We start from the raw sequence: 18,432 nt of genomic DNA on the forward strand, positions 1-18,432 counted from the left end.
GAGCATGGAGGCCGGAGGTGGTGCTGTGAACGCGCCCGCCCACGGTCCCGAGCCGAGGGAACCCGCTCCGGTGCTGATCACCGAAGCCGCCCCGTCCTACGAAGACCAGTTGGCCAAGCGGAAGCGGAAGTACATCATCATGATGTCGTTCCGCATCCCGTGTCTCATCCTCGCCGGGATCTTCTACGAGACCTGGTGGCTCGCGCTGGCGTTGATCGCGATCTCGATCCCGCTGCCGTGGGTCGCCGTCCTGATCGCCAACGACCGGCCGCCGCGCAAGAGCGAGAAGGTCAACCGGTACCAGGCCGAACCGACCCGTATCGAGAGCTCCGGTCATCGCGTCATCGACGGCGGCTGACTCGTTTCGCGCGTGCTATGAACGGTCCTTTCCTTGCAAAATTTGCAAGGAAAGGACCGTTCATAGCGTCCGGCGAGGGACTACGGCTGCGGCCCGACCTTCGAGACCGCACGGGCACCCAGCCGCGTCCCGGCCCGAAGGACCTCCACGGTGGATTCGCCGCGCAGCCACGCCGCCAGCACACCGGCGTCGAAAGCGTCCCCCGCACCGGTGGAGTCGACGCATTCCGCCGGCTGCGCGGGCACCGAGGTGATGGTGCCGCTCGCGTCGATCCAGCTGGCGCCGTCGAGACCGGCGGTGACCACGACCTCGCCGGCGTAGTCCAGCAGTTCCTTCGCCGCCTCGGGATCGCTCGACCCGGTCAGCGCGACCAGCTCGCTGGTGTTCGGCATCAGCAGGTCCACGCCGCGCACGTCGTCGAGGAAGGCCGCGGGGTCGGTGATGAGCGTCGCCGCCTGCGGGTCGACCGACGTCGTCAGCCCGGCCTTCTTCGCCGCGGCCAGCGAGGCGAGCGCCGCGGGCCGTGACGACGGGTACAGCAGGACGTAGCCCGAGAGGTGCAGGTGACTCGCCCCGCTCAGCGCCGCTTCGGTGATGTCGGACGGGCTGAACTTCGCGTTCGCGGCGCGGTCGGCGAGCATGCTCCGCTCACCCGCGCCGTCGACGAGCACCACGACGCAGAACGTCGGCTCCTCGGGGTCCACCGCGAACTCGCAGCGGACGCCCGCCGCCTCCAGTTCGCTCTTCACCATGCGGCCGCCGGAGTCGTCCCCGATCCGCGCGACCAGCGTGGTCTCCGTGTCCTCGGACCGCAGCCACAGCGCGGTGTTCGCACCCGCGCCGCCGCTGGTGAAGTGGACCTTCGCGCGGATGTCGCCGCCGTGCGGGATGGGGCCCTCGTGCCGCGCGACCACGTCGAGACCGACGTCGCCCACGACGACGATGGCGCCGCTGCCGCTCATGCCGCGGTCCTGGCGAGCGCGACGGCGACTTCGGTGGCCAGTTCCGCGTTGGACAGCACCAGGGCCTCGTTCGCGTCGAGGCTCACGCCCTCGCTGGCGGTGTGGAAGTGCTCCAGCAGCACCGGCGTGACATCCTTCCCGTGCACGCCACGTGCCTTGAGGAGTTCCAGCCCTTCGGCGAGCAGCCGGTCGTGCAGTTCCCGGTCCATTTCGGACGCTTCCGGGATCGGATTCGCCAGCAGTACACCGGAAGCCGCGTGCGCCCGGTGGGCGGCGATGACCGAGGCGGCCTGCGCGGCGTCGTCGACCCGCCACGGCACCTCGAATCCGGACGAGCGCAGGTAGAACGCCGGGAACTCGCCGGTGCGGTAGCCGAGCACGGGCACCGAGTTGGTCTCCAGCACCTCCAGCGTCGCGGCGATGTCGAGGACCGACTTCACCCCCGAGCAGACGACCGTGGTCGGCACCTTCGCGAGCACGCCCAGATCCGCCGACACGTCCCAGCTCTGCGCCGCGCCCTGGTGCACGCCGCCGAGCCCGCCGGTGGCGAACATGCCGATCCCGGCCGCGGCGGCCAGCGCCGCGGTGCTCGCGACCGTGGTCGCGCCGGAGCGGCCGAGGCCGACGGCGGGGCCGATGTCGCGCAGGGAGAGCTTGTCCAGGTCCGCGCCGGGCGCGCACACGCGTTCCAGCTGCTCGCCGGTGAGGCCGATCAGGGGCACGCCGTCGAGGACGGCGATGGTGGCGGGGACGGCGCCGCCGTCGCGCACGACCTTCTCCAGCCGCCGGGCGACGTCGAGGTTGCGGCCGGGCGGGAGACCGTGGGAGAGGATGGTGCTCTCCAGCGCGACGACGGGGTCACCGCCGTCGAGGGCGGAGGCGACCTCTTCGTGAAGGGACAGTTGCGGAGTCACGAACGAACATCATCGGTGATGTGGGTCCGCGTCACGCCATCGGGTCAGTTCGTTCGAGAGGTTTTCGCGCGCCTTGCCCTCCCAGCGTGCCCGCGCGATGTCGCTGCGGTACAGCCGCGGCCTGGCCAGCAGGTTCTCGAGTACGTGCGCGCGGCCCGCCCGCCAGTCCTCGTCGGAGTAGATGGAGTACTCCTCCCGGACACCGTTCGCGTACTGCTCGTAGTCCTGCGGCTTGGCGCCGAGGATCGCGAGATCGGCGTCCAGCAGCGCCGTGGCGAGGAGGTCTTCGTCCGGGGCGGCGTGGTGGATCGTGCTGAGGACCAGCTCCCCGGCGCGCTCGACGTCGGCCGCGGGGACACCGGCGTTGGTGAGTTCGTCGCGCGTCCAGGCCGCGCTCGCCTGTTCGTCCTCGCCGGGGCGGGCGTCGTAGACGACGTCGTGCGTCCACGCCGCGATGGCGACGAGGGCCCGCTCACGGGCGCCAAGGCCGAAAGCCACGGCGAGGGCCCCGCTGTCCCGGGCGACGGCCGTGACATGCCGGAGATCGTGGTAGCGGCGATGCGGTTCGGCGTAGCGGGCCTGGAGGTCGTTCCACGCGACGGCGGCGATCTGGTGATCGCCACCGAGCCTGGTGATCGCGGTCGGCCAGTCCATCAGTCGAAGATTCCGCGTGCTTTGGCCACCTCGTGCAGCCAGCCTTCGAGCTGTGGCTCCCACTTGACCCGTTCCAGCGCGGCGTGGTCGACCTTGAACAGGCCGAGGAACTCCTGGCCGCGTCCGCCGAACCCGCCGCTCTTGGACACCCGGACCCGTTTGGTCACCTCCAGCACGACCTGGGTCTCCGACGGCGAGGACAGGAAGGTCACCGCCACCGAGGTGAAGACGGGCGCGAACCGCGGCGAGGGGGTGAAGCGGATCTCTTGGAAGAACGGGAGCTGCTGGACCGCGCCGTCGACCCGGCCCCGTTCCAGCACGGCCTCGCGGAAGACGAAGCCGATCCGGCTGAAGGCGTCCAGTATCCGTTTCTGCGCGGGCAGCGGCTCGATCGCGGCGCCGTCGACGTCGACCGGGTCGGTGACGGAGTTCGCGATGTCGAGGCTGGTCTGCAGGCCGACCGCCATCCCGTTCAGTGGCTTGCCGAAGACGCTGGAGATCGGCGTCTCCCAGGGCAGGGCCACCTCGAACGGGATACGGACCTGCTGGCCGGGCCCGATCCGCTCGTTGCCCGCCAGCTGCTGGGTGCCGAACTCGAGGTCCTCGACGCCGGGGCGGCGCTCGTCCGGGACCGTGACCCTGGCGAGCAGCTTCACCGAGAGGCCGTTGATCTCTTGATCGACTTCGCCGCCGAGCAGCAGGACCTCGCCGCGCAACGGGCGGCCGGGGGAGACCGTGCGGTCGAGCAGCCGGGCGTCGATCTTGGCCCCGCCCGAGCCGAACGTCGCGAGCACCTTCTGGAACATGGGCGAGATCCTGCCAGGTCGTCGGTGTGCGCAGGAGGATTTGGGGCATTATGGAGGGGTGAGTACACAGACCCTTCCGAAGCCGGATACCCGTCCCGAGGGCACCGACGGCACCGACGACGATTCGCCGAAGATGTTCCACTACGTGCGCAAGAACAAGATCGCCGAAAGCGCGGTCATGGGCACGCACGTGGTGGCGCTGTGCGGCGAGGTCTTCCCGGTGACGAAGTCGGCGAAGCCCGGCTCGCCGGTCTGCCCGGACTGCAAGAAGATCTACGACGGTCTCAAGCCGGGCGACTGAGCCATGGCCGTCCGGTGTCCGAAACCGGACAAAATCTGAAAATCCTTCACATGGTGGCTGCCCGGCCCGGTTTTCGCTGGTAATCAGTACCCGCCAGCGAAACCCAGCCGGGACGGAGCCTTCATGCGTAGAACCGGGATCGTGCTCGCCATCGCCGCGTTGGTCGCGGTGTTCTCACCCGCCGCCGCCCAAGCCGTCACGGGCTGGACCACGGTCGGTTCGGACAACGCCCGTCCGCTCGACGAGGGCCAGGGCCTGGCCACCATCGAACGGTCGTCCGGGACCATCTACCGCTACACCGGGATCGCGACCGTCCCGATGAGCCTGTCGACCCAGGGCTGGAACCACGTCGGCGACCCGGGCTCCGCGCAAGGCTGGTACGTCGAGCCGTACCAGCGCGACGACAGGGGCGCGAAGCTCTTCCGCGTCGAGTCGCCCGGCGGGCAGTGGGCGAACTACACGCACACGCTGGAATCATGGGAGGCGAACAACAACTCGTTCGCCGCCGTGACCCCGGACGCGCGCTGGATGGTGGCGGGCGAGTGGGGCACGATGGACCGGCTCCTCGTGCACCCGATGCCCGGCGTCGCGCACACGAACCCTTCGGCGAACCTGCCGTACTCGTCCGCGATCCGGCTCGACAAGCCGGTGCGGGACATCCAGGGCTGCGACTTCCTCACCGCGACCCGGCTGCTGTGCTCGTCCGACGATCCCGAGGGTTCGCTGTTCGGGACCACGAAGCCGCTGCTGCAGGTGGATCTTTCCGGCGCGCTGTCGGGTTCGGACGTGACCGGGCGGGTGACGTCGCTGGGGCAGCTGCCCTTGAAGAGCACCTGCAGCGGGAATTTCGAGACCGAGGGCATCGACGTCGCCGCCGACGGGACCCTGCGGGTCGTCGTGCTGTCGCCTTCGTGGTGTGTGGCCTTCGACAGCAAGACCTGGCGGTTCCGGAAGGCGTGACACGCGTGGTCAGACGCGTAACTCGCGTGATTGGAGGCGTACCTGCTCCAATCACGCGAGTTACGGCTTCGATCACGCGAGTTACGGGTTACCGGGCGGGTTCCGGGGTGAGGTCTTCCGAGTGCGGAGCCGCCGGGGACCGGCGGGCCGCCCTCTTCGCGCGGCGCTTCTCTTTCCGCGTCTCGACCATCGTGTACAGCGTCGGCACCAGGATCAGCGTCAGCAGGGTCGAGCTGACCAGCCCGCCGATCACCACGATCGCCAGCGGCTGCCCGATGAACCCGCCCTGCCCGGTCAGCCCGAGCGCCATCGGGATCAGCGCGAAGATGGTCGCGGCCGCGGTCATCAGGATCGGCCGCAGCCGTCGCCTGCCGCCTTCGACGACCGCGTCCGCGACGCTCATCCCCGAGGCCCGGTACTGGTTGATCAGGTCGATCAGCACGATCGCGTTGGTCACCACGATCCCGACGAGCATCAGCATCCCGATCAGCGCGGGCAGGCCCAGCGCGGTCCCGGTGGCCAGCAGCAGCCCGATCGCGCCGGTCGCCGCGAACGGGATCGACACCAGCAGGATCAGCGGCTGGATCAGGCTGCGGAACGTCGCCACCATGATCAGGTACACGATCGCGACCGCGGCCAGCAGCGCGAGGAACAGGTTCCCGAACGCCTCGCGCTGATCCTCGCTGACACCGCCGAGCTTGTACGCCGCGCCACCGGTGAAGGTCAGTCCGTCCAACTTGGACTGGATAGCCTTCGTGGTGGCGGCCAGGTCCGCGCCGGTGTTCTTGGCGGTGACCGTGGTGCTCAGTTCGCCCGAGGTGCGGTGCACCGCGGCCGGCCCGTCCACTGTGGACACGGTGGCGACGGAGTCCAGCCGGACCACGCCGGTCGCGCTCGGGATGGGCAGCGCCTTGACCGCGTCGACCGACACCGGGGCCGTGCCCGCGCGCAGCACGATGTCCGTGCGCTGACCATCGACCGGCAGCTGCGTCACCGTGCGGCCGGCGATGGCCTGGTTCGCGATCTGGCCGATCGTGGTCGCCGAAAGCCCGCTCGCGGCGGCCTTGGCGGCATCGACCTCGACCTGCACGCGCGGCGAGCCCTGCGCGAGGTCACTGGTCACCTCGGTGAGGTCCGGGACACCGGAAAGCGCCTGGCGGACCTGCTCGGCGGCGGGCTTCAGCGCCGCTTCGTCCGGTGCGGTGACGGTGATCGAGACCTGGTCGGAGTTGAACCCGCCCGCTTCCGCGCCGATCTTGACCTCGCCGAGCTCCGGTTTGTCCAGCTTGCCCCGCAAGCGATCCGACAGCGCGTCGAGGTCGGTGTCCTTGGCGACGGTGGCCTGGATGCTGGTCGCCGTCCCGCCGCCGCCGAAGAAACCGCCCCCGCCGATGCTGACCTGGTAGGTCTCGACGGCCGGTTCGGCGGCGAGCGCCTGCTCCACCGCGCCCGCGGCCTTCTCCTTGGCCTCGGAACTGGTGCCGGGCGGGAGCTTCTGCGAAAGGCTCAGCGTCGTCGAGCCGGACTGGTCGAGGAAGTTGGTGTTCAGTTGCGAGGCCAGCCCGACCGTGCCGCCGAAGATGATCAGCGCCAGCAGTACGACGGTGACGCGGCGCCGGGTCGCGAACCGGATCACCGGGACGTACCCGCGCTGAAGCAGCCCGCGGCGTTCCTTGTCCTCGGCGGCCTGACGCGTGAGCTCGGCCTCGCGCTCGTCCGCCGGGGTCTTGGGCGGTTTGAGGAACCAGTACGCCAGCACCGGCACGATCGTCAGCGAGACCAGCAGCGACGCCAGCAGCGCCACGGTGACCGTGATCGCGAACGGCGAGAACAGCTCGCCGACGAACCCGCCCACGAAGGCGATCGGCAGGAACACCGCGACGGTGGTGAGGGTGGACGACGTCACGGCACCCGCGACCTCACGCACGCCGTCGAGGACCGCGCGCTGTTTCTCCTCGCCGTACGCCAGATGTCGTTTGATGTTCTCCAGCACCACGATCGAGTCGTCGACCACCCGCCCGATGGCGATGGTGAGCGCGCCGAGGGTGAGCAGGTTCAGCGAAAGATCGCCCGTCCACAACGCCAGCAGCGCCACGACCACCGACAGCGGGATCGACACCGCCGTCACCAGCGTCGAGCGCACCGACATCAGGAACAGCAGGATCACCACGACCGCGAACGCCAGCCCCAGCAGGCCTTCGGTGGTCAGGCCGCTGATCGCGTCCTTGACCGGGGTGCCCTGGTCGAACACGACGCTCATCTCGGCGCCGATCTTCTTCGACAGCTCGGGCAGCTTGTCCCGCACCGCTTCCGAGATCGCGACCGCGTTGCCGTTCTCCACCATGGTGATCGAGAGCCCGAGGCTCGGCTTGCCGTTGGTGCGCGTGATCGACGTCGGCGGCGCGAACCCGGCCTGGACGTCCGCGACGTCACCTAGCTTCACAGGCTTGCCCGCCGGCGCCCCGGGACGCGATGGCTGCGACGGCGTCAGGTACAGGTTCTTGATCGTGTCCACTGTGGTCGGTCCGCCGCCGACCTGGACGGTGAGCGTCTTGCCGCCTTCGGTCAGTGTCCCGGCCGGAACGGCGGCACCGGCGGTCTGCAGCGTGGTGGCGATGGACGACGGGTCGACACCCGCGGCCGCCAGCTTCGCGTAGTCCAGCGCGACGGTGACCCGCGGCTGCCGCGCACCGGTCACGTCGACCTCGCGGACGCCGTCGATCTTGCGCAGTTCCGGCGCGACCTCCCCGGTCAGCGCGGGCGCGAGCGCCTGCGGGTCACCGGTGGTCCCGGCGGCGAGCAGCACGACCGGGAGATCGTCGGTGGATCCCGCGGCCACCGACGGCTCGCTGTTCTGCGGCAGCCGGGCCTTGAGCCCGTCGACGACGCGCTGGATCTGCCCGACGGCCGCGTCGATGTCTGTGCCGAACTCGAACTGCGCGGTGATCCGCGACAGCCCCTCCGACGACGTCGAGCTCAGCTCTTCGAGCCCCTTCAAACCCTGCAGACCGCCTTCGAGCGGCTCGGTGACCTGACGGTCGACGGCGTCCGGTGACGCGCCTGCGTACGGCGTGATGACCTGCGCCTGCGGGAACTGCAGTGATGGGAACAGCTGCTGCTTCAGCTGCGGCAGGGCGAAGGCGCCGAAGCCGATCACCACCAGGGCGAGCAGCCCGATGAGACTTCGGTTGCGCAGGCTCAGTCTGGCCAGCGTGGACATGACGGGATCCCCCAGAAAGGCAGCTCGGGAACGTGCGGATTACCGCGAGCTTTTCACGGCGGGGGGTGGAATGGATTCACACCACGGGTGGAATCGGAGTACGACTTCGGGATGAGGTTTCCCTCAGCTTCGCCGTTCGGACACCTGATCGGTTTCGCTCTGCGTCTCTTCGTTCACCGATTGTTCCGGTTCGCTCTCGCTGTTCTGGCGGGGACGGCGGAGCGGGACCGTCGTCCGTTCCCACAGTTTGCGACCCTCTTCGGCACGGATGCGTTCGTTCGCGCGTTCCATTTCCAGCCGCCGCCATTTCCGGCGCTGGCGTTTCGTCGCCTTCGCGGGCCACAGTTCCTGGATCGCGCTGTTGAAGTACGCGCCGCCGACCACCGCGAGCCCGATGAAGAACATCAGCAACAGGAACGCGATCGGCGCGGCGAGCGCGCCGTAGGTGTAACCGGTCTTGGTGATCCAGTTCAGGTAGATCCGCAGCCCGATGCTGGAGAGCAGGAACACGACCATGGCGAGCATCGCGCCCGGCAGCCCCCGGTGCCACGGCAGCCTGCGCGGCAGGGCGAGCTTGTACAGCGTCGTCAGCGCCAGCACGATCATCACGGCCAGCACCGGGTAGTACAGCGTGCCGACCCAGTACGACACCGTGCCGCGCCAGTCGGTGGGGAAGAACTGGGGGAGCAGGTCCGGCCCGATCGCCAGCAGCGGCAGCCCGACCACCAGGATGACCAGCCCGGCCAGGTACAGCAGCAGCGCGAAGATCCGCTGCCAGACGTCGTTGCGGACGCCGTACTGGTCGTGCGCCACGGTGATCGCGTCGACGAACGACGACATCGCCGACGAACCGGCCCACAGGGAGATCAGGAAGCCGACGGAGACGATCTCGCCCTTGCCGACGGTGAGGATGCTGTTGACCGTCGGCTCGATGATGTCGTGGACGGCGTTGTCGCTGAAGATCGTCTTGCTGAAGGTGATGATCCGGTCGTGGACCGCGGTCACGACCTCCTGGCCGAACCAGTCGCCGACGAAGCCCAGGCAACCGAGGAGACCGAGCAGCAGCGGGGGCAGGGACAACGTCTGCCAGAACGCGGCTTCGGCGGCCTCGGAGAAGATGTTGCCGTCCCACGCCTTGCTGAGCGTGCGGCTGAGCAGGCGCAACGGCCCCCTGCGGCCCTTCGCGACCTCGGCGGCCGTGTCGGGACGGCCGTTCTCCTCGCTCATGCAGCTCCTCCGCCGGCGCCGAGCGCCCTTGACGGTGTCCAGCATGGTCCATGCCACGCCATTCGGCTCGCCACCCCTGGGTTTTCGGGTGAGTAACCCGACAACGGGGGTGGCGCTTCCGGCGTTCCACGGGGCTCCGAGGTAGGGTTCTCGGAGTGCCCTCACCTCAGGCGCCGGCGTCGCGGCCGGATACCCAAGTGGGGGTTTTCGCTTGTGTCAGGGTGGATGACCAGGCGTTTCGGGTGAGGGAGGAGGGGAACCTGCATGTCGGAAACCGTTGAACGCGATCGAGGCGAGCTGGGCGCGCCTCCCGCGGCGAAGGACAGCACGGCCCGCCCGCTGCGTGCCTGGCAGCGGCGAGCGCTGACGAAGTACCTCACGAAGAAGCCGCAGGACTTCCTGGCCGTGGCGACGCCGGGCGCGGGCAAGACGGTGTTCGGTCTCCGGATCGCCGCCGAGCTGCTGAGCGACCGGACCGTCGAGAAGATCACCATCGTCGCGCCGACCGAGCACCTGAAGCACCAGTGGGCGGCGTCGGCCGCGGCCGCCGGGATCGCGATCGACTCGAACTTCCGCAACGGCACCGGTGTCACCTCGCGTGACTACCAAGGTGTCGCGCTCACGTACGCGCAGGTCGCCGCGCATCCGACGCTGCACCGCGTGCGCACCGAGAACCGCAAGACCCTGGTCATCCTCGACGAGATCCACCACGGCGGCGACGCGAAATCGTGGGGCGACGCGATCCGCGAGGCGTTCACCCCCGCCGTCCGCCGTCTGGCGCTCACCGGGACGCCGTTCCGCAGCGACGACTCGCCGATCCCGTTCGTCACCTACGAGGCCGACGGCTCGGGTTTCCAGCGCAGCAAGGCCGACCATGCCTACGGCTACGCCGACGCGCTCGCCGACGGCGTGGTCCGGCCGGTCGTCTTCCTCGCCTACTCCGGTGAAGCCTCTTGGCGCACCAGCGCGGGGGAGGAGTTCACCGCGCGGCTCGGCGAGCCGCTGACCGCCGAGCAGAACGCGCGGGCCTGGCGCACGGCGCTCGACCCGGCAGGCGAGTGGGTTCCGTCGGTGCTGCAGGCCGCGGACACGCGTCTCACGCAGCTTCGGGCCAACGGCATCCCGGACGCGGGCGGTCTGGTGATCGCCACCGACCAGGACTCGGCGCGTGCCTACGCCAAGATCCTGCAGCGCATCTCCGGCCAGAACCCGACGGTCGTCCTTTCCGACGACCCCAAGGCGTCCGGGCGGATCAAGGAGTTCTCCGATTCGACCGACCGCTGGCTGGTCGCGGTCCGGATGGTGTCCGAAGGCGTCGACGTCCCGCGCCTGGCCGTCGGTGTCTACGCCACGAGCGCGTCGACCCCGCTGTTCTTCGCGCAGGCCATCGGCCGGTACGTGCGTTCCCGCAAGCCCGGCGAGACGGCTTCGGTCTTCCTGCCGAGTGTGCCGGTGCTGCTGGAACTGGCCAGCGAGCTGGAGGCGCAGCGCGACCACGTCCTCGGCAAGCCACACCGCGAGAAGGAGGGCTGGGACGACGAACTCCTGGCCCAGGCCAACCGCACCGAGGACGAGCCGGGCGAGGAGGAGAAGGCGTTCACCTCGCTGGGTGCCTCCGCGGAGCTCGACCAGGTGATCTACGACGGGAACTCGTTCGGCACGGCGGTGTTCTCCGGTTCCGACGAGGAGCAGGAGTACCTCGGCCTGCCGGGGCTGCTCGAACCGGACCAGGTCCGCGCGCTGCTGCGGAAGCGGCAGGAGGAGCAGCTCTCCGACGAGAAGCGGCGCAAGCCCAAGGCCGAAGAGGCCGCGCCGGTCGCGCGGCCGCAGTCGGTCAGCGAGCGGCTCGGCAGCCTGCGCAAGGAGCTGAACGCGCTGGTGGGCGTGCACCACCACCGGACGAAGAAGCCGCACGGCGCGATCCACAACGAACTGCGCCGGGTCTGCGGCGGGCCGCCGACGGCGATGGCTTCGGTGGAGCAACTCGAAGAGCGGATCGTCACGCTGCGTTCTTGGTGACCGCCCCGTAGCAAGCGCTATGAACGGTCCGTTCCTTGCAAAATTTGCAAGGAACGGACCGTTCATAGCGTTCGGGGGCAGAGAACCCGAGCTGCAAAGATCACGCTGAGTGAGTGGTGGCGGTCACACCGTCAACGCACTTAGACTTCGTACGTCTTGCTACGGCCACGTTGCCAAACCGTGTCCATTTGACGAGGCTTAATCGATTCAGCCGTCTTCCGCGAAACCCGTTCGGCGGCATATGTTGTCGCCCACAACATATGCGCGATGGTGCGACCGGTCCCTCAGGATCGCCGCCCGCGGGCAAGATCCGGAAGGAACGAGGATGCGCAGCAGAACCCTTACCCTCCTCGCCGCGACGGTGGGCGCCGGCCTGGTGCTCTCCGCCTGCGGCGCCAACACCGCCGACTCGGGCAGCGGCAACTCCTCGCAGTCCGCGCCCGCCCCGGGCGGCGCCGCCGCCGGTGGCAAGGTCGGCGTCATCCTGCCGGAGACCGCCACCTCCGCGCGCTGGGAGTCCTTCGACAAGCCGTTCCTGACCAAGGCGCTCAAGGACGCGGGCTTCGACGCCGACGTCCAGAACGCCCAGGGCGACGTCCAGAAGTTCACCACGCTGGCCGACGGCATGATCGCGCAGAACGTCAAGGTCCTGATCATCGCCGCCATCAACGGCGAGGTCGGCGCGGCGGTCGCCCGCAAGGCGCAGGCCGCGGGCATCCCGACCATCGACTACGACCGCCTCAACCTCGGCGGCAGCTCCGACTACTACGTCTCGTTCGACAACGAGAAGGTCGGCCAGCTCCAGGGCCAGGGCCTCGCCGACGCGCTGAAGGACAAGAAGGGCGCCGAGGTCGTCATGATCGAGGGTGCCCCGACCGACAACAACGCGACGCTGTTCGCCAACGGCCAGAAGTCCGTCCTGCAGCCGAAGTTCGCCAGCGGCGACCTGAAGCTCGTGCGCGAGCAGGCCATCGACAACTGGGACAACCAGAAGGGCGGCCAGACCTTCGAGCAGATCCTGACCGACAACAAGGGCAGGGTCGACGGCGTCGTCGCCGCGAACGACGGTCTCGCCGGCGCGGTCATCACCGTGCTGAAGAAGAACGGCCTCAACGGCAAGGTCCCGGTCACCGGCCAGGACGCCACCGCGGACGGCCTCATGGCGATCCTGCGCGGCGACCAGTACATGACCGTCTTCAAGCCCATCAAGGAAGAGGCCGAGGCCGCGGCGAAGCTCGCCGTCCTGCTGGCCAAGGGCGACAAGGCGGGCGCCGACGCGCTGGCCACCGGCAAGGCGAAGGACCCGAAGGGCAACCGCGAGGTCAAGTCCGTGCTCCTCGATCCGAAGCTGACCACCAAGGAAGGCGTCAAGGAGGTCGTGACGCAGGGCTACGTCAAGGCGGCCGAGATCTGCGGCGGCGACCTGGCCGCGGCGTGCACGCAGCTCGGTATCTCCTGACCCGTTAAATCCAGACGACCGGGCCGGTGCGTTCTCACGACGGAGCGCACCGGCCCGGTACCCAGCCGGGAGAACCCCATGAGTGAACCCATCCTCGAACTGAAGCAGCTGAACAAGAGCTTCGGGCCGGTCCACGTCCTCCACGACGTGGACTTCAACGTGCGCGCCGGTGAGGTCACCGCGCTGGTCGGCGACAACGGCGCCGGTAAGTCCACTTTGGTCAAGTCGATCGCCGGGATCCACGGCTACGACTCGGGAACGGTGAAGTTCCAGGGCAAGCCGGTGCATATCCACGGCCCGCGTGACGCCGCGGATCTGGGGATCGAGGTCGTCTACCAGGACCTCGCCCTCGCCGAGAACCTCGACATCGTGCAGAACATGTTCCTCGGCCGGGAACGCGGCAGCAAATGGCTGCTCGACGAGGCCAGCATGGAGAAGGCCGCCCGCGAGACGCTCGCCTCGCTGTCGGTCCGCACCGTGAAGTCGGTCCGCACGCCCGTTTCGGCCCTCTCGGGCGGGCAGCGGCAGACCGTCGCGATCGCGAAGTCCGTGCTGTGGGACTCGAAGGTCGTCCTGCTCGACGAGCCGACCGCCGCGCTCGGTGTCGCGCAGACCCGTCAGGTGCTCGACCTCGTCCGCCGCCTCGCCGAACAGGGCCTCGGTGTGGTGCTGATCAGCCACAACATGGCCGACGTCTTCGAGGTCGCCGACCGGATCGCGGTGCTCTACCTCGGCCGTCTCGTCGCCGAGGTGCACACCAAGGACGTCACCCACGGCCAGGTCGTGGAACTGATCACCGCCGGTCGCTCCGGCGACCTCGGCCTTGCCCGCCCCGAAGCCGCCGTCCTCTGACCCGAGGCGAGAAAGAACCGGAAATGACTGAGACACCTGCAAAGCCCGCCTCGCCGGAGGGGGGCAAGTCGGCGGCCGCCGCGCTCAACCCGTCGGCGGCCATCACGGACTTCGGCATCGACACGACATCGATGTCGACGCGCGAAGCGGTCGGTGACTACTTCTCCCGGCTCAAGGCGGGACAGCTGGGTTCGCTCCCGGCGTTGCTCGGCCTGCTCGTGCTGGTGATCGTGTTCGCCTCGCTGTCGGACACCTTCCTGACGATGAACAACATCGCGAACCTGATGGCGCAGGGCGCCGGCAAGGCGATCATCGCGATGGGCATCGTGTTCGTGCTGCTGCTCGGCGAGATCGACCTGTCCGCGGGCACCGCCTCCGGCGTCACCGCCGCGGTGCTGGCGATGCACTACGTGCGCAACGGAAACCTGTTGGGCGGCATGGGGAACGGCGTGTTCATCGCGTTCCTCGTCGTCCTCGCCGTCGCCGCGCTGCTCGGCGTGATCCTGCGGATCTGGGCGGGCGTCGGGTTCGCCGTGCTCGCCATCGCGCTCGTGCTGTCGGGAACCGCGGCCAACGCGTGGATCGAGATGCTGCTCGCGATCAGCGTCGGTGGCGCGATCGGTGTCCTCACCGGCTTCCTCGTCTCGAAGATCGGCATGCCCTCGTTCGTCGTGACCCTGGCGCTCTTCCTCGCCTGGCAGGGCGTCATCCTCCAGTTCATCGGCGAGGGCGGCACGCTCGGCATCAGCACCTCGGACGTGCTGTTCAAGGTCGCCAACGGCAATCTGTCCACAGTGGGCAGCTGGGTGCTCTTCCTGATCGCCGCCGGTGGTTTCGCCGCGGTGACACTCGGCCAGCACTTCTCGCGGCTCAAGCGGGGCTTGGTCACCCAGCCGACGCCGATGGTGCTGTTCAAGGTCGGCGCGATCGGCGTGGTCGCCGCGATCGCGACCTATCTGCTCACGCTGAACCGCGCGCCGAACCCGAACATCGTGATCTCGGGCGTCCCGTACGTCGTGCCGATCGTGCTCGGCCTGCTGGTGCTCGGCACCTACGTGCTCAACCGCACGCAGTACGGCCGCCACATCTACGCCGTCGGCGGCAACCGCGAGGCGGCCCGCCGTGCCGGTATCAACGTCGAGAAGATCCGCGCCTCGGTGTTCGTCATCTGCTCGGCGGTGGCGGCGGTCGGCGCGATCGTCTACTCGTCGAAGGTCGGTTCGGTCGACCCGCAGGCCGGTGGCCTCAACACGCTGCTGTTCGCGGTCGGCGCCGCCGTCATCGGTGGTACGTCGCTGTTCGGCGGCAAGGGCCGGGTCGTCGACGCGGTGATCGGTGGTCTCGTGCTCGCGGTCGTCGAGAACGCGCTGGGCCTGCTGAAGCAGTCGGCGGCGGTGGTCAACATCGTCACCGGTCTGGTGCTGCTTCTCGCGGCCACAGTGGACGCGTTGTCCCGTCGCCGCGCGGCTGCGTCGCCGCGCTGAGTCCGCATGGAATGATGAAGCCCGTGACCAGCACACCCGTTGCACGACCAGACGAGGTGCGCAGGCACAACCGCACGACCTTGCTCCGGTTGCTGCACGTCAGCGGCCCGAGCACCAGGGCGACCCTCGCCACCGAGCTGGGGCTCAACCGCAGCACCATCAAGACCCTCGTCGACGGCCTCGCGGAAGCGGGGGTCGTCGAGGAGCGGGTCCCGAGGCCGGGACGAGGGGCGGGCCGCCCCTCGCTCCTGGTCCTGCCGCAGCCGCACGCGGCGGTGGTGCTCGCGGTCGACCTCCAGGTCGAACACGTGGCGATCGCGCTCGTCGGGTTCGGCGGCCAGATCCTCGGGCGCAACAGCTGGAACCTCCACGGCCGGACGCGGGAGGCCGACGAGGTGATCACGCACGTGATCGAGTCGACCACCGTCCTGGCGGGTGACCTCGGTGTCCAGCCGATCGCCGCGGGCGTGTCCGTGCCCGGCGTCGTCCGCCGGGCCGACGGGCACGTCCACGAGGCGCCCAACCTGCGCTGGACCGACGTGGCGCTCGGGGAACGGCTCGGCGGTGTGCTGCGTATTCCCATCCTGGTCGGCAACGACGCCGAACTCGGCGCCATCGCCGAACACCTGCGCGGCGCCGCGCGAGGCTCGTCCGACGCCGTGTACGTCTCCGCCGACGTCGGTGTCGGGGGAGGGATCATCGCGGACGGCTCGTCGCTGCGCGGCGGCGCGGGCTACGTCGGCGAGATCGGGCATATGGCGATCCGGCCGGGCGGCCGTCCCTGCTACTGCGGGTCCAGCGGCTGCTGGGAGACCGAGGTCGGCGAGGCGGCACTGTGCCGAGCGCTCGATCTGCCCGAGGACACCCCGCGCGGGGCGATCCTGTTCGAGCTGCGCGCGCTGGGCCGGGATCCGCACGCGGCCGAGGAGCGGCTCTCGGAGTTCGCGGAATGGCTGACGCTGGGCCTGGTGAACGTGGTCAACCTGCTCGGCCCGCAGCTGGTGGTGCTGGGCGACCTGCTCACCGTGCTGCCCGATTCGGTCGTGAAGTCGGTGGCGGCCGAGGTCCGGCGGCGGAGCCTGGTCAGCCGGGCCGTGGGCGGGACGCAGATCGTGAGCTCCGCGCTCGGGGCGGACGTGAAGCTGCTGGGGGCGGCTGAGGCGGCCTTCGAGATGATTCTGGACACCGTCTAGGCCACACTCGCGTGCCATGAACGGTCCGTTCCTTGCAAATTTCGCAAGGAACGGACCGTTCATGGCGTTGGTGACCGGAGGACTAGCCCGGCTGCTTCACGAGGCCGGACAGCAGGGCCACCAGCGCGGCCAGGGCCTTCTCCTTCGCGGCTTCGCGGTCTTCGGCGTGCGCGATCATCAGCGCCGCCTCCGCGCAGGCGCTCAGCACCAGTTGCGCCAGCTCCGGGATCGGCGCGTCGATCAGCAGCCCGTCCGCCGCGGCGGACTCCAGGATCTCCGTGATCATGCCCAGCCCGTACCGGTTCTCCAGCTCACGCCATTCCTGCCAGCCGAGCACCGACACGGCGTCCGTGAGCGCGATCCGCACCACCTCGGGCCGCAGGCACAGGTCCAGGAACCGGCTCAGCACCCCGAGCGCCCCCGCCCACGGGTCGTCCGTCGACGCCCGGACGGCCTGGAGTTCCTCGGTGATCCCCGTTTCGATCTGCTCGATCACGGCACGGAACAGCCCCTGTTTGTCCCCGAAGTGGTGGTACAGCGCGCCGCGGGTGACGCCCGCCGCCCGGACGATCTCGTCGGCGGGCACGGCGGCGTAACCCTGCTCGGCGAACAGCGTCCGCGCCGCCGTGATCAACGCGGCCTGCGTCGACTGCGAACGTTCGGTCTGGCTACGTCGTGGCGTGGGCACGCAGGAATTCCACCATCATGCCGCTCAGCCGCTCCGGCTGGTCCTCCGGCACGAAGGCGTAGGAGTCCTCGATCGTCCTCAGTTCGGCGTCCGGCAGGACCCCGGCGAGCTTGCGGCCCACCCACAACGGGAAGTGCCGGTCTTCGGGCGCCCAGGCCAGCAGCACGGGCTTCTGGAAGGCGGGCAGCCGCTCGGCGGCGGTCAGGGTGTAGCGATTGTCGACGCTCGCCATGAACCGGCGCAGATCGTCGCGGATCTCCGCGCTCCGGCGGCTGGGCAGCAGATACGCGTCGAGGATGTGGTCCGGGACCGGGTGTTTGGCCAGCCAGAGGAAGTCCGTGGTCTTCAGCAGCCACCGCCAGCGCAGCGCCGCGGTCACCAGCCCGACGCCACCGGGGATCCGCGCCAGCGGGCTCAGCCCCGCGAACAACGGCGGCAGGAAGCGCTCGAAGGAGTCCGACGGGGTCAGCACGACCCGGCCCACCCGCTCCGGGTTCGTGGTCATGAGGAGTTGTGTCAGCGCGCCGCCGGTGTCGTTCGCGACCACGGTCACATCGGTCAGGTCGAGCGCTTCGAGGAACCGCGCGATGAGCGCCGCGACCCCGGGCGGGGTCAGCTCGGCGTGGGGGACCGGGATCTCGTGCGAACCCAGCGGCCAGTCCGGGGTCAGGCAGCGGAAGCCGGCGTCGGCGACCGCGGGCGCCACCTTGCGCCAGAGCAGGCCGTTGGTCAGCAGTCCGTGCACGAAGACCACGGGAGGGCCTTCGCCGCGGTCGCGGTAGCGGATGCGGGCGTCGCCGAGATCCGCCACGTGGGCTTCGCCGAGGAGGTCGCTGGTCGTCATGGCAACTAACATACATGCTGTCTGTATGTTTTTGAAGGGCAAAAACAGGGCGGCCGGCTCTCTCCCCTGGGGGAGTAGCCGGCCGCCGGTGGTCGTGGACTGGTGGGCTACCGCTGAATGTCCGCGGACATTTCCTTGAGCTTCGTCTCGTGTGCGCGGGCGTGGTGACCACAGAAGAGCAACTCGCCACCGGTGCTGAGAATGGCTCGAACCTGGGCTGCAGCTCCACACCGGTCGCATCGGTCGGCAGCGGTCAGTTCGGGGCGGGTGAGCGTCGGTGAAGTCATTGGAGTCTCCCTCCGTCCCGGCACCGGTGGCCCGGTGCCATCGATCCAGCTACGACCACTTCGGCACTGATGCCGGCAACGTTCGTTCCCGGCCCCGCCGTGTTCGTGCTTCCACTCTTCCAGACGTTTGGCGGCCCGCAAGTGTTCCCGTGCGGGTGTCTCATTTGTCACTGGTAATTACCTCGTATGCCGTAGCGTAATCAC

General features: G+C 69.3%; 17 protein-coding genes. 8 read left to right on the forward strand and 9 right to left on the reverse strand.

Annotated elements, in window-relative coordinates:
• Window positions 1-4 precede the first annotated feature (4 nt).
• A complete protein-coding gene (locus tag ACIBTM_RS34175; protein WP_126731478.1) occupies window positions 5-358 on the forward strand; it encodes a DUF3099 domain-containing protein in 354 nt (117 codons plus the stop codon).
• Between the two features lie 80 nt (window positions 359-438).
• Here ACIBTM_RS34175 and ACIBTM_RS34180 read toward each other — a convergent pair whose 3' ends face one another.
• Genes ACIBTM_RS34180 through ACIBTM_RS34195 form a run of 4 tightly spaced genes read right to left on the reverse strand, consistent with a single transcriptional unit; the run spans window position 439 to window position 3,694 of the window.
• Complete coding sequence (locus tag ACIBTM_RS34180; RefSeq protein WP_395881260.1) at window positions 439-1,320, reverse strand: carbohydrate kinase family protein; 882 nt, start codon at window positions 1,318-1,320, stop codon at window positions 439-441.
• Window positions 1,317-2,234, reverse strand: a complete 918-nt coding sequence (locus tag ACIBTM_RS34185) for a pseudouridine-5'-phosphate glycosidase (protein ID WP_395881261.1) — start codon at window positions 2,232-2,234, stop codon at window positions 1,317-1,319. The genes ACIBTM_RS34180 and ACIBTM_RS34185 overlap by 4 nt, the downstream gene beginning before the upstream one ends.
• A 9-nt stretch (window positions 2,235-2,243) precedes the next feature.
• Window positions 2,244-2,888 (reverse strand): hypothetical protein, encoded by a 645-nt coding sequence (locus ACIBTM_RS34190; RefSeq protein ID WP_395881262.1) that lies wholly within the window; start codon window positions 2,886-2,888, stop codon window positions 2,244-2,246.
• Window positions 2,888-3,694: a sporulation protein gene (locus ACIBTM_RS34195; RefSeq protein WP_395881263.1), complete on the reverse strand. Its 807-nt coding sequence runs from the start codon at window positions 3,692-3,694 to the stop codon at window positions 2,888-2,890. Before ACIBTM_RS34195 ends, ACIBTM_RS34190 begins: the two co-directional genes overlap by 1 nt.
• Before the next feature lie 58 nt (window positions 3,695-3,752).
• Here ACIBTM_RS34195 and ACIBTM_RS34200 point away from each other — a divergent pair, with 58 nt between their 5' ends.
• Window positions 3,753-3,995, forward strand: coding sequence for a DUF3039 domain-containing protein (locus ACIBTM_RS34200; RefSeq protein ID WP_007033595.1), 243 nt, complete (start codon window positions 3,753-3,755; stop codon window positions 3,993-3,995).
• A gap of 123 nt (window positions 3,996-4,118) precedes the next feature.
• Entirely contained in the window at window positions 4,119-4,955 is an 837-nt protein-coding gene (locus ACIBTM_RS34205; protein ID WP_395881264.1) for a hypothetical protein, read from the forward strand.
• An 88-nt stretch (window positions 4,956-5,043) separates the two neighbouring features.
• Here the strand turns inward: ACIBTM_RS34205 and ACIBTM_RS34210 are convergent, their stop codons facing one another.
• Window positions 5,044-8,175 carry an efflux RND transporter permease subunit gene (locus ACIBTM_RS34210; RefSeq protein WP_395881265.1) on the reverse strand — a complete coding sequence of 1,044 codons (3,132 nt, stop codon included), beginning with the start codon at window positions 8,173-8,175 and terminating at the stop codon, window positions 5,044-5,046.
• A gap of 123 nt (window positions 8,176-8,298) precedes the next feature.
• Entirely contained in the window at window positions 8,299-9,402 is a 1,104-nt protein-coding gene (locus ACIBTM_RS34215) for a YihY/virulence factor BrkB family protein (protein ID WP_395881266.1), read from the reverse strand.
• A gap of 264 nt (window positions 9,403-9,666) precedes the next feature.
• On the opposite strand from ACIBTM_RS34215, the gene ACIBTM_RS34220 reads away from it, so the two are divergent.
• The 5 genes from ACIBTM_RS34220 to ACIBTM_RS34240 all read left to right on the forward strand — a co-directional run bounded on the left by ACIBTM_RS34220 (window position 9,667) and on the right by ACIBTM_RS34240 (window position 16,409).
• Window positions 9,667-11,421: a DEAD/DEAH box helicase gene (locus ACIBTM_RS34220; protein WP_395881267.1), complete on the forward strand. Its 1,755-nt coding sequence runs from the start codon at window positions 9,667-9,669 to the stop codon at window positions 11,419-11,421.
• Between the two features lie 325 nt (window positions 11,422-11,746).
• A complete protein-coding gene (locus ACIBTM_RS34225) occupies window positions 11,747-12,880 on the forward strand; it encodes a sugar ABC transporter substrate-binding protein (RefSeq protein WP_395881268.1) in 1,134 nt (377 codons plus the stop codon).
• Between the two features lie 78 nt (window positions 12,881-12,958).
• Window positions 12,959-13,732, forward strand: coding sequence for an ATP-binding cassette domain-containing protein (locus ACIBTM_RS34230; protein ID WP_395881269.1), 774 nt, complete (start codon window positions 12,959-12,961; stop codon window positions 13,730-13,732).
• 23 nt (window positions 13,733-13,755) lie between these two features.
• Entirely contained in the window at window positions 13,756-15,216 is a 1,461-nt protein-coding gene (locus ACIBTM_RS34235) for a sugar ABC transporter permease (RefSeq protein WP_395881270.1), read from the forward strand.
• Window positions 15,217-15,227: 11 nt separating this feature from the next.
• A complete protein-coding gene (locus tag ACIBTM_RS34240; protein WP_395881271.1) occupies window positions 15,228-16,409 on the forward strand; it encodes an ROK family protein in 1,182 nt (393 codons plus the stop codon).
• Window positions 16,410-16,491: 82 nt separating this feature from the next.
• Here ACIBTM_RS34240 and ACIBTM_RS34245 read toward each other — a convergent pair whose 3' ends face one another.
• From ACIBTM_RS34245 to ACIBTM_RS34255, 3 genes are all read right to left on the reverse strand, one after another.
• Window positions 16,492-17,097 (reverse strand): TetR/AcrR family transcriptional regulator, encoded by a 606-nt coding sequence (locus tag ACIBTM_RS34245; protein ID WP_395881272.1) that lies wholly within the window; start codon window positions 17,095-17,097, stop codon window positions 16,492-16,494.
• Window positions 17,078-17,941: an alpha/beta fold hydrolase gene (locus ACIBTM_RS34250; RefSeq protein ID WP_395881273.1), complete on the reverse strand. Its 864-nt coding sequence runs from the start codon at window positions 17,939-17,941 to the stop codon at window positions 17,078-17,080. The genes ACIBTM_RS34245 and ACIBTM_RS34250 overlap by 20 nt, the downstream gene beginning before the upstream one ends.
• A 107-nt stretch (window positions 17,942-18,048) precedes the next feature.
• Window positions 18,049-18,228, reverse strand: coding sequence for a hypothetical protein (locus ACIBTM_RS34255; RefSeq protein ID WP_016332937.1), 180 nt, complete (start codon window positions 18,226-18,228; stop codon window positions 18,049-18,051).
• Between the last annotated feature and the right edge of the window lie 204 nt (window positions 18,229-18,432).

Origin of the sequence: Amycolatopsis sp. NPDC049868, from assembly GCF_044461365.1 — a bacterium.
Classification (GTDB): Bacteria; Actinomycetota; Actinomycetes; order Mycobacteriales; family Pseudonocardiaceae; genus Amycolatopsis.

Bases quoted from the DNA above. Each gene is read 5' to 3' on its own strand.
- ACIBTM_RS34205 (WP_395881264.1), top strand. From the start codon at position 4,119: ATGCGTAGAACCGGGATCGTGCTCGCCATCGCCGCGTTGGTCGCGGTG.
- ACIBTM_RS34240 (WP_395881271.1), top strand. From the start codon at position 15,228: ATGATGAAGCCCGTGACCAGCACACCCGTTGCACGACCAGACGAGGTG.
- ACIBTM_RS34210 (WP_395881265.1), bottom strand. From the start codon at position 8,175: ATGTCCACGCTGGCCAGACTGAGCCTGCGCAACCGAAGTCTCATCGGG.
- ACIBTM_RS34250 (WP_395881273.1), bottom strand. From the start codon at position 17,941: ATGACGACCAGCGACCTCCTCGGCGAAGCCCACGTGGCGGATCTCGGC.
- ACIBTM_RS34225 (WP_395881268.1), top strand. From the start codon at position 11,747: ATGCGCAGCAGAACCCTTACCCTCCTCGCCGCGACGGTGGGCGCCGGC.
- ACIBTM_RS34215 (WP_395881266.1), bottom strand. From the start codon at position 9,402: ATGAGCGAGGAGAACGGCCGTCCCGACACGGCCGCCGAGGTCGCGAAG.
- ACIBTM_RS34195 (WP_395881263.1), bottom strand. From the start codon at position 3,694: ATGTTCCAGAAGGTGCTCGCGACGTTCGGCTCGGGCGGGGCCAAGATC.
- ACIBTM_RS34175 (WP_126731478.1), top strand. From the start codon at position 5: ATGGAGGCCGGAGGTGGTGCTGTGAACGCGCCCGCCCACGGTCCCGAG.
- ACIBTM_RS34235 (WP_395881270.1), top strand. From the start codon at position 13,756: ATGACTGAGACACCTGCAAAGCCCGCCTCGCCGGAGGGGGGCAAGTCG.
- ACIBTM_RS34190 (WP_395881262.1), bottom strand. From the start codon at position 2,888: ATGGACTGGCCGACCGCGATCACCAGGCTCGGTGGCGATCACCAGATC.
- ACIBTM_RS34180 (WP_395881260.1), bottom strand. From the start codon at position 1,320: ATGAGCGGCAGCGGCGCCATCGTCGTCGTGGGCGACGTCGGTCTCGAC.
- ACIBTM_RS34230 (WP_395881269.1), top strand. From the start codon at position 12,959: ATGAGTGAACCCATCCTCGAACTGAAGCAGCTGAACAAGAGCTTCGGG.
- ACIBTM_RS34255 (WP_016332937.1), bottom strand. From the start codon at position 18,228: ATGACTTCACCGACGCTCACCCGCCCCGAACTGACCGCTGCCGACCGA.
- ACIBTM_RS34220 (WP_395881267.1), top strand. From the start codon at position 9,667: ATGTCGGAAACCGTTGAACGCGATCGAGGCGAGCTGGGCGCGCCTCCC.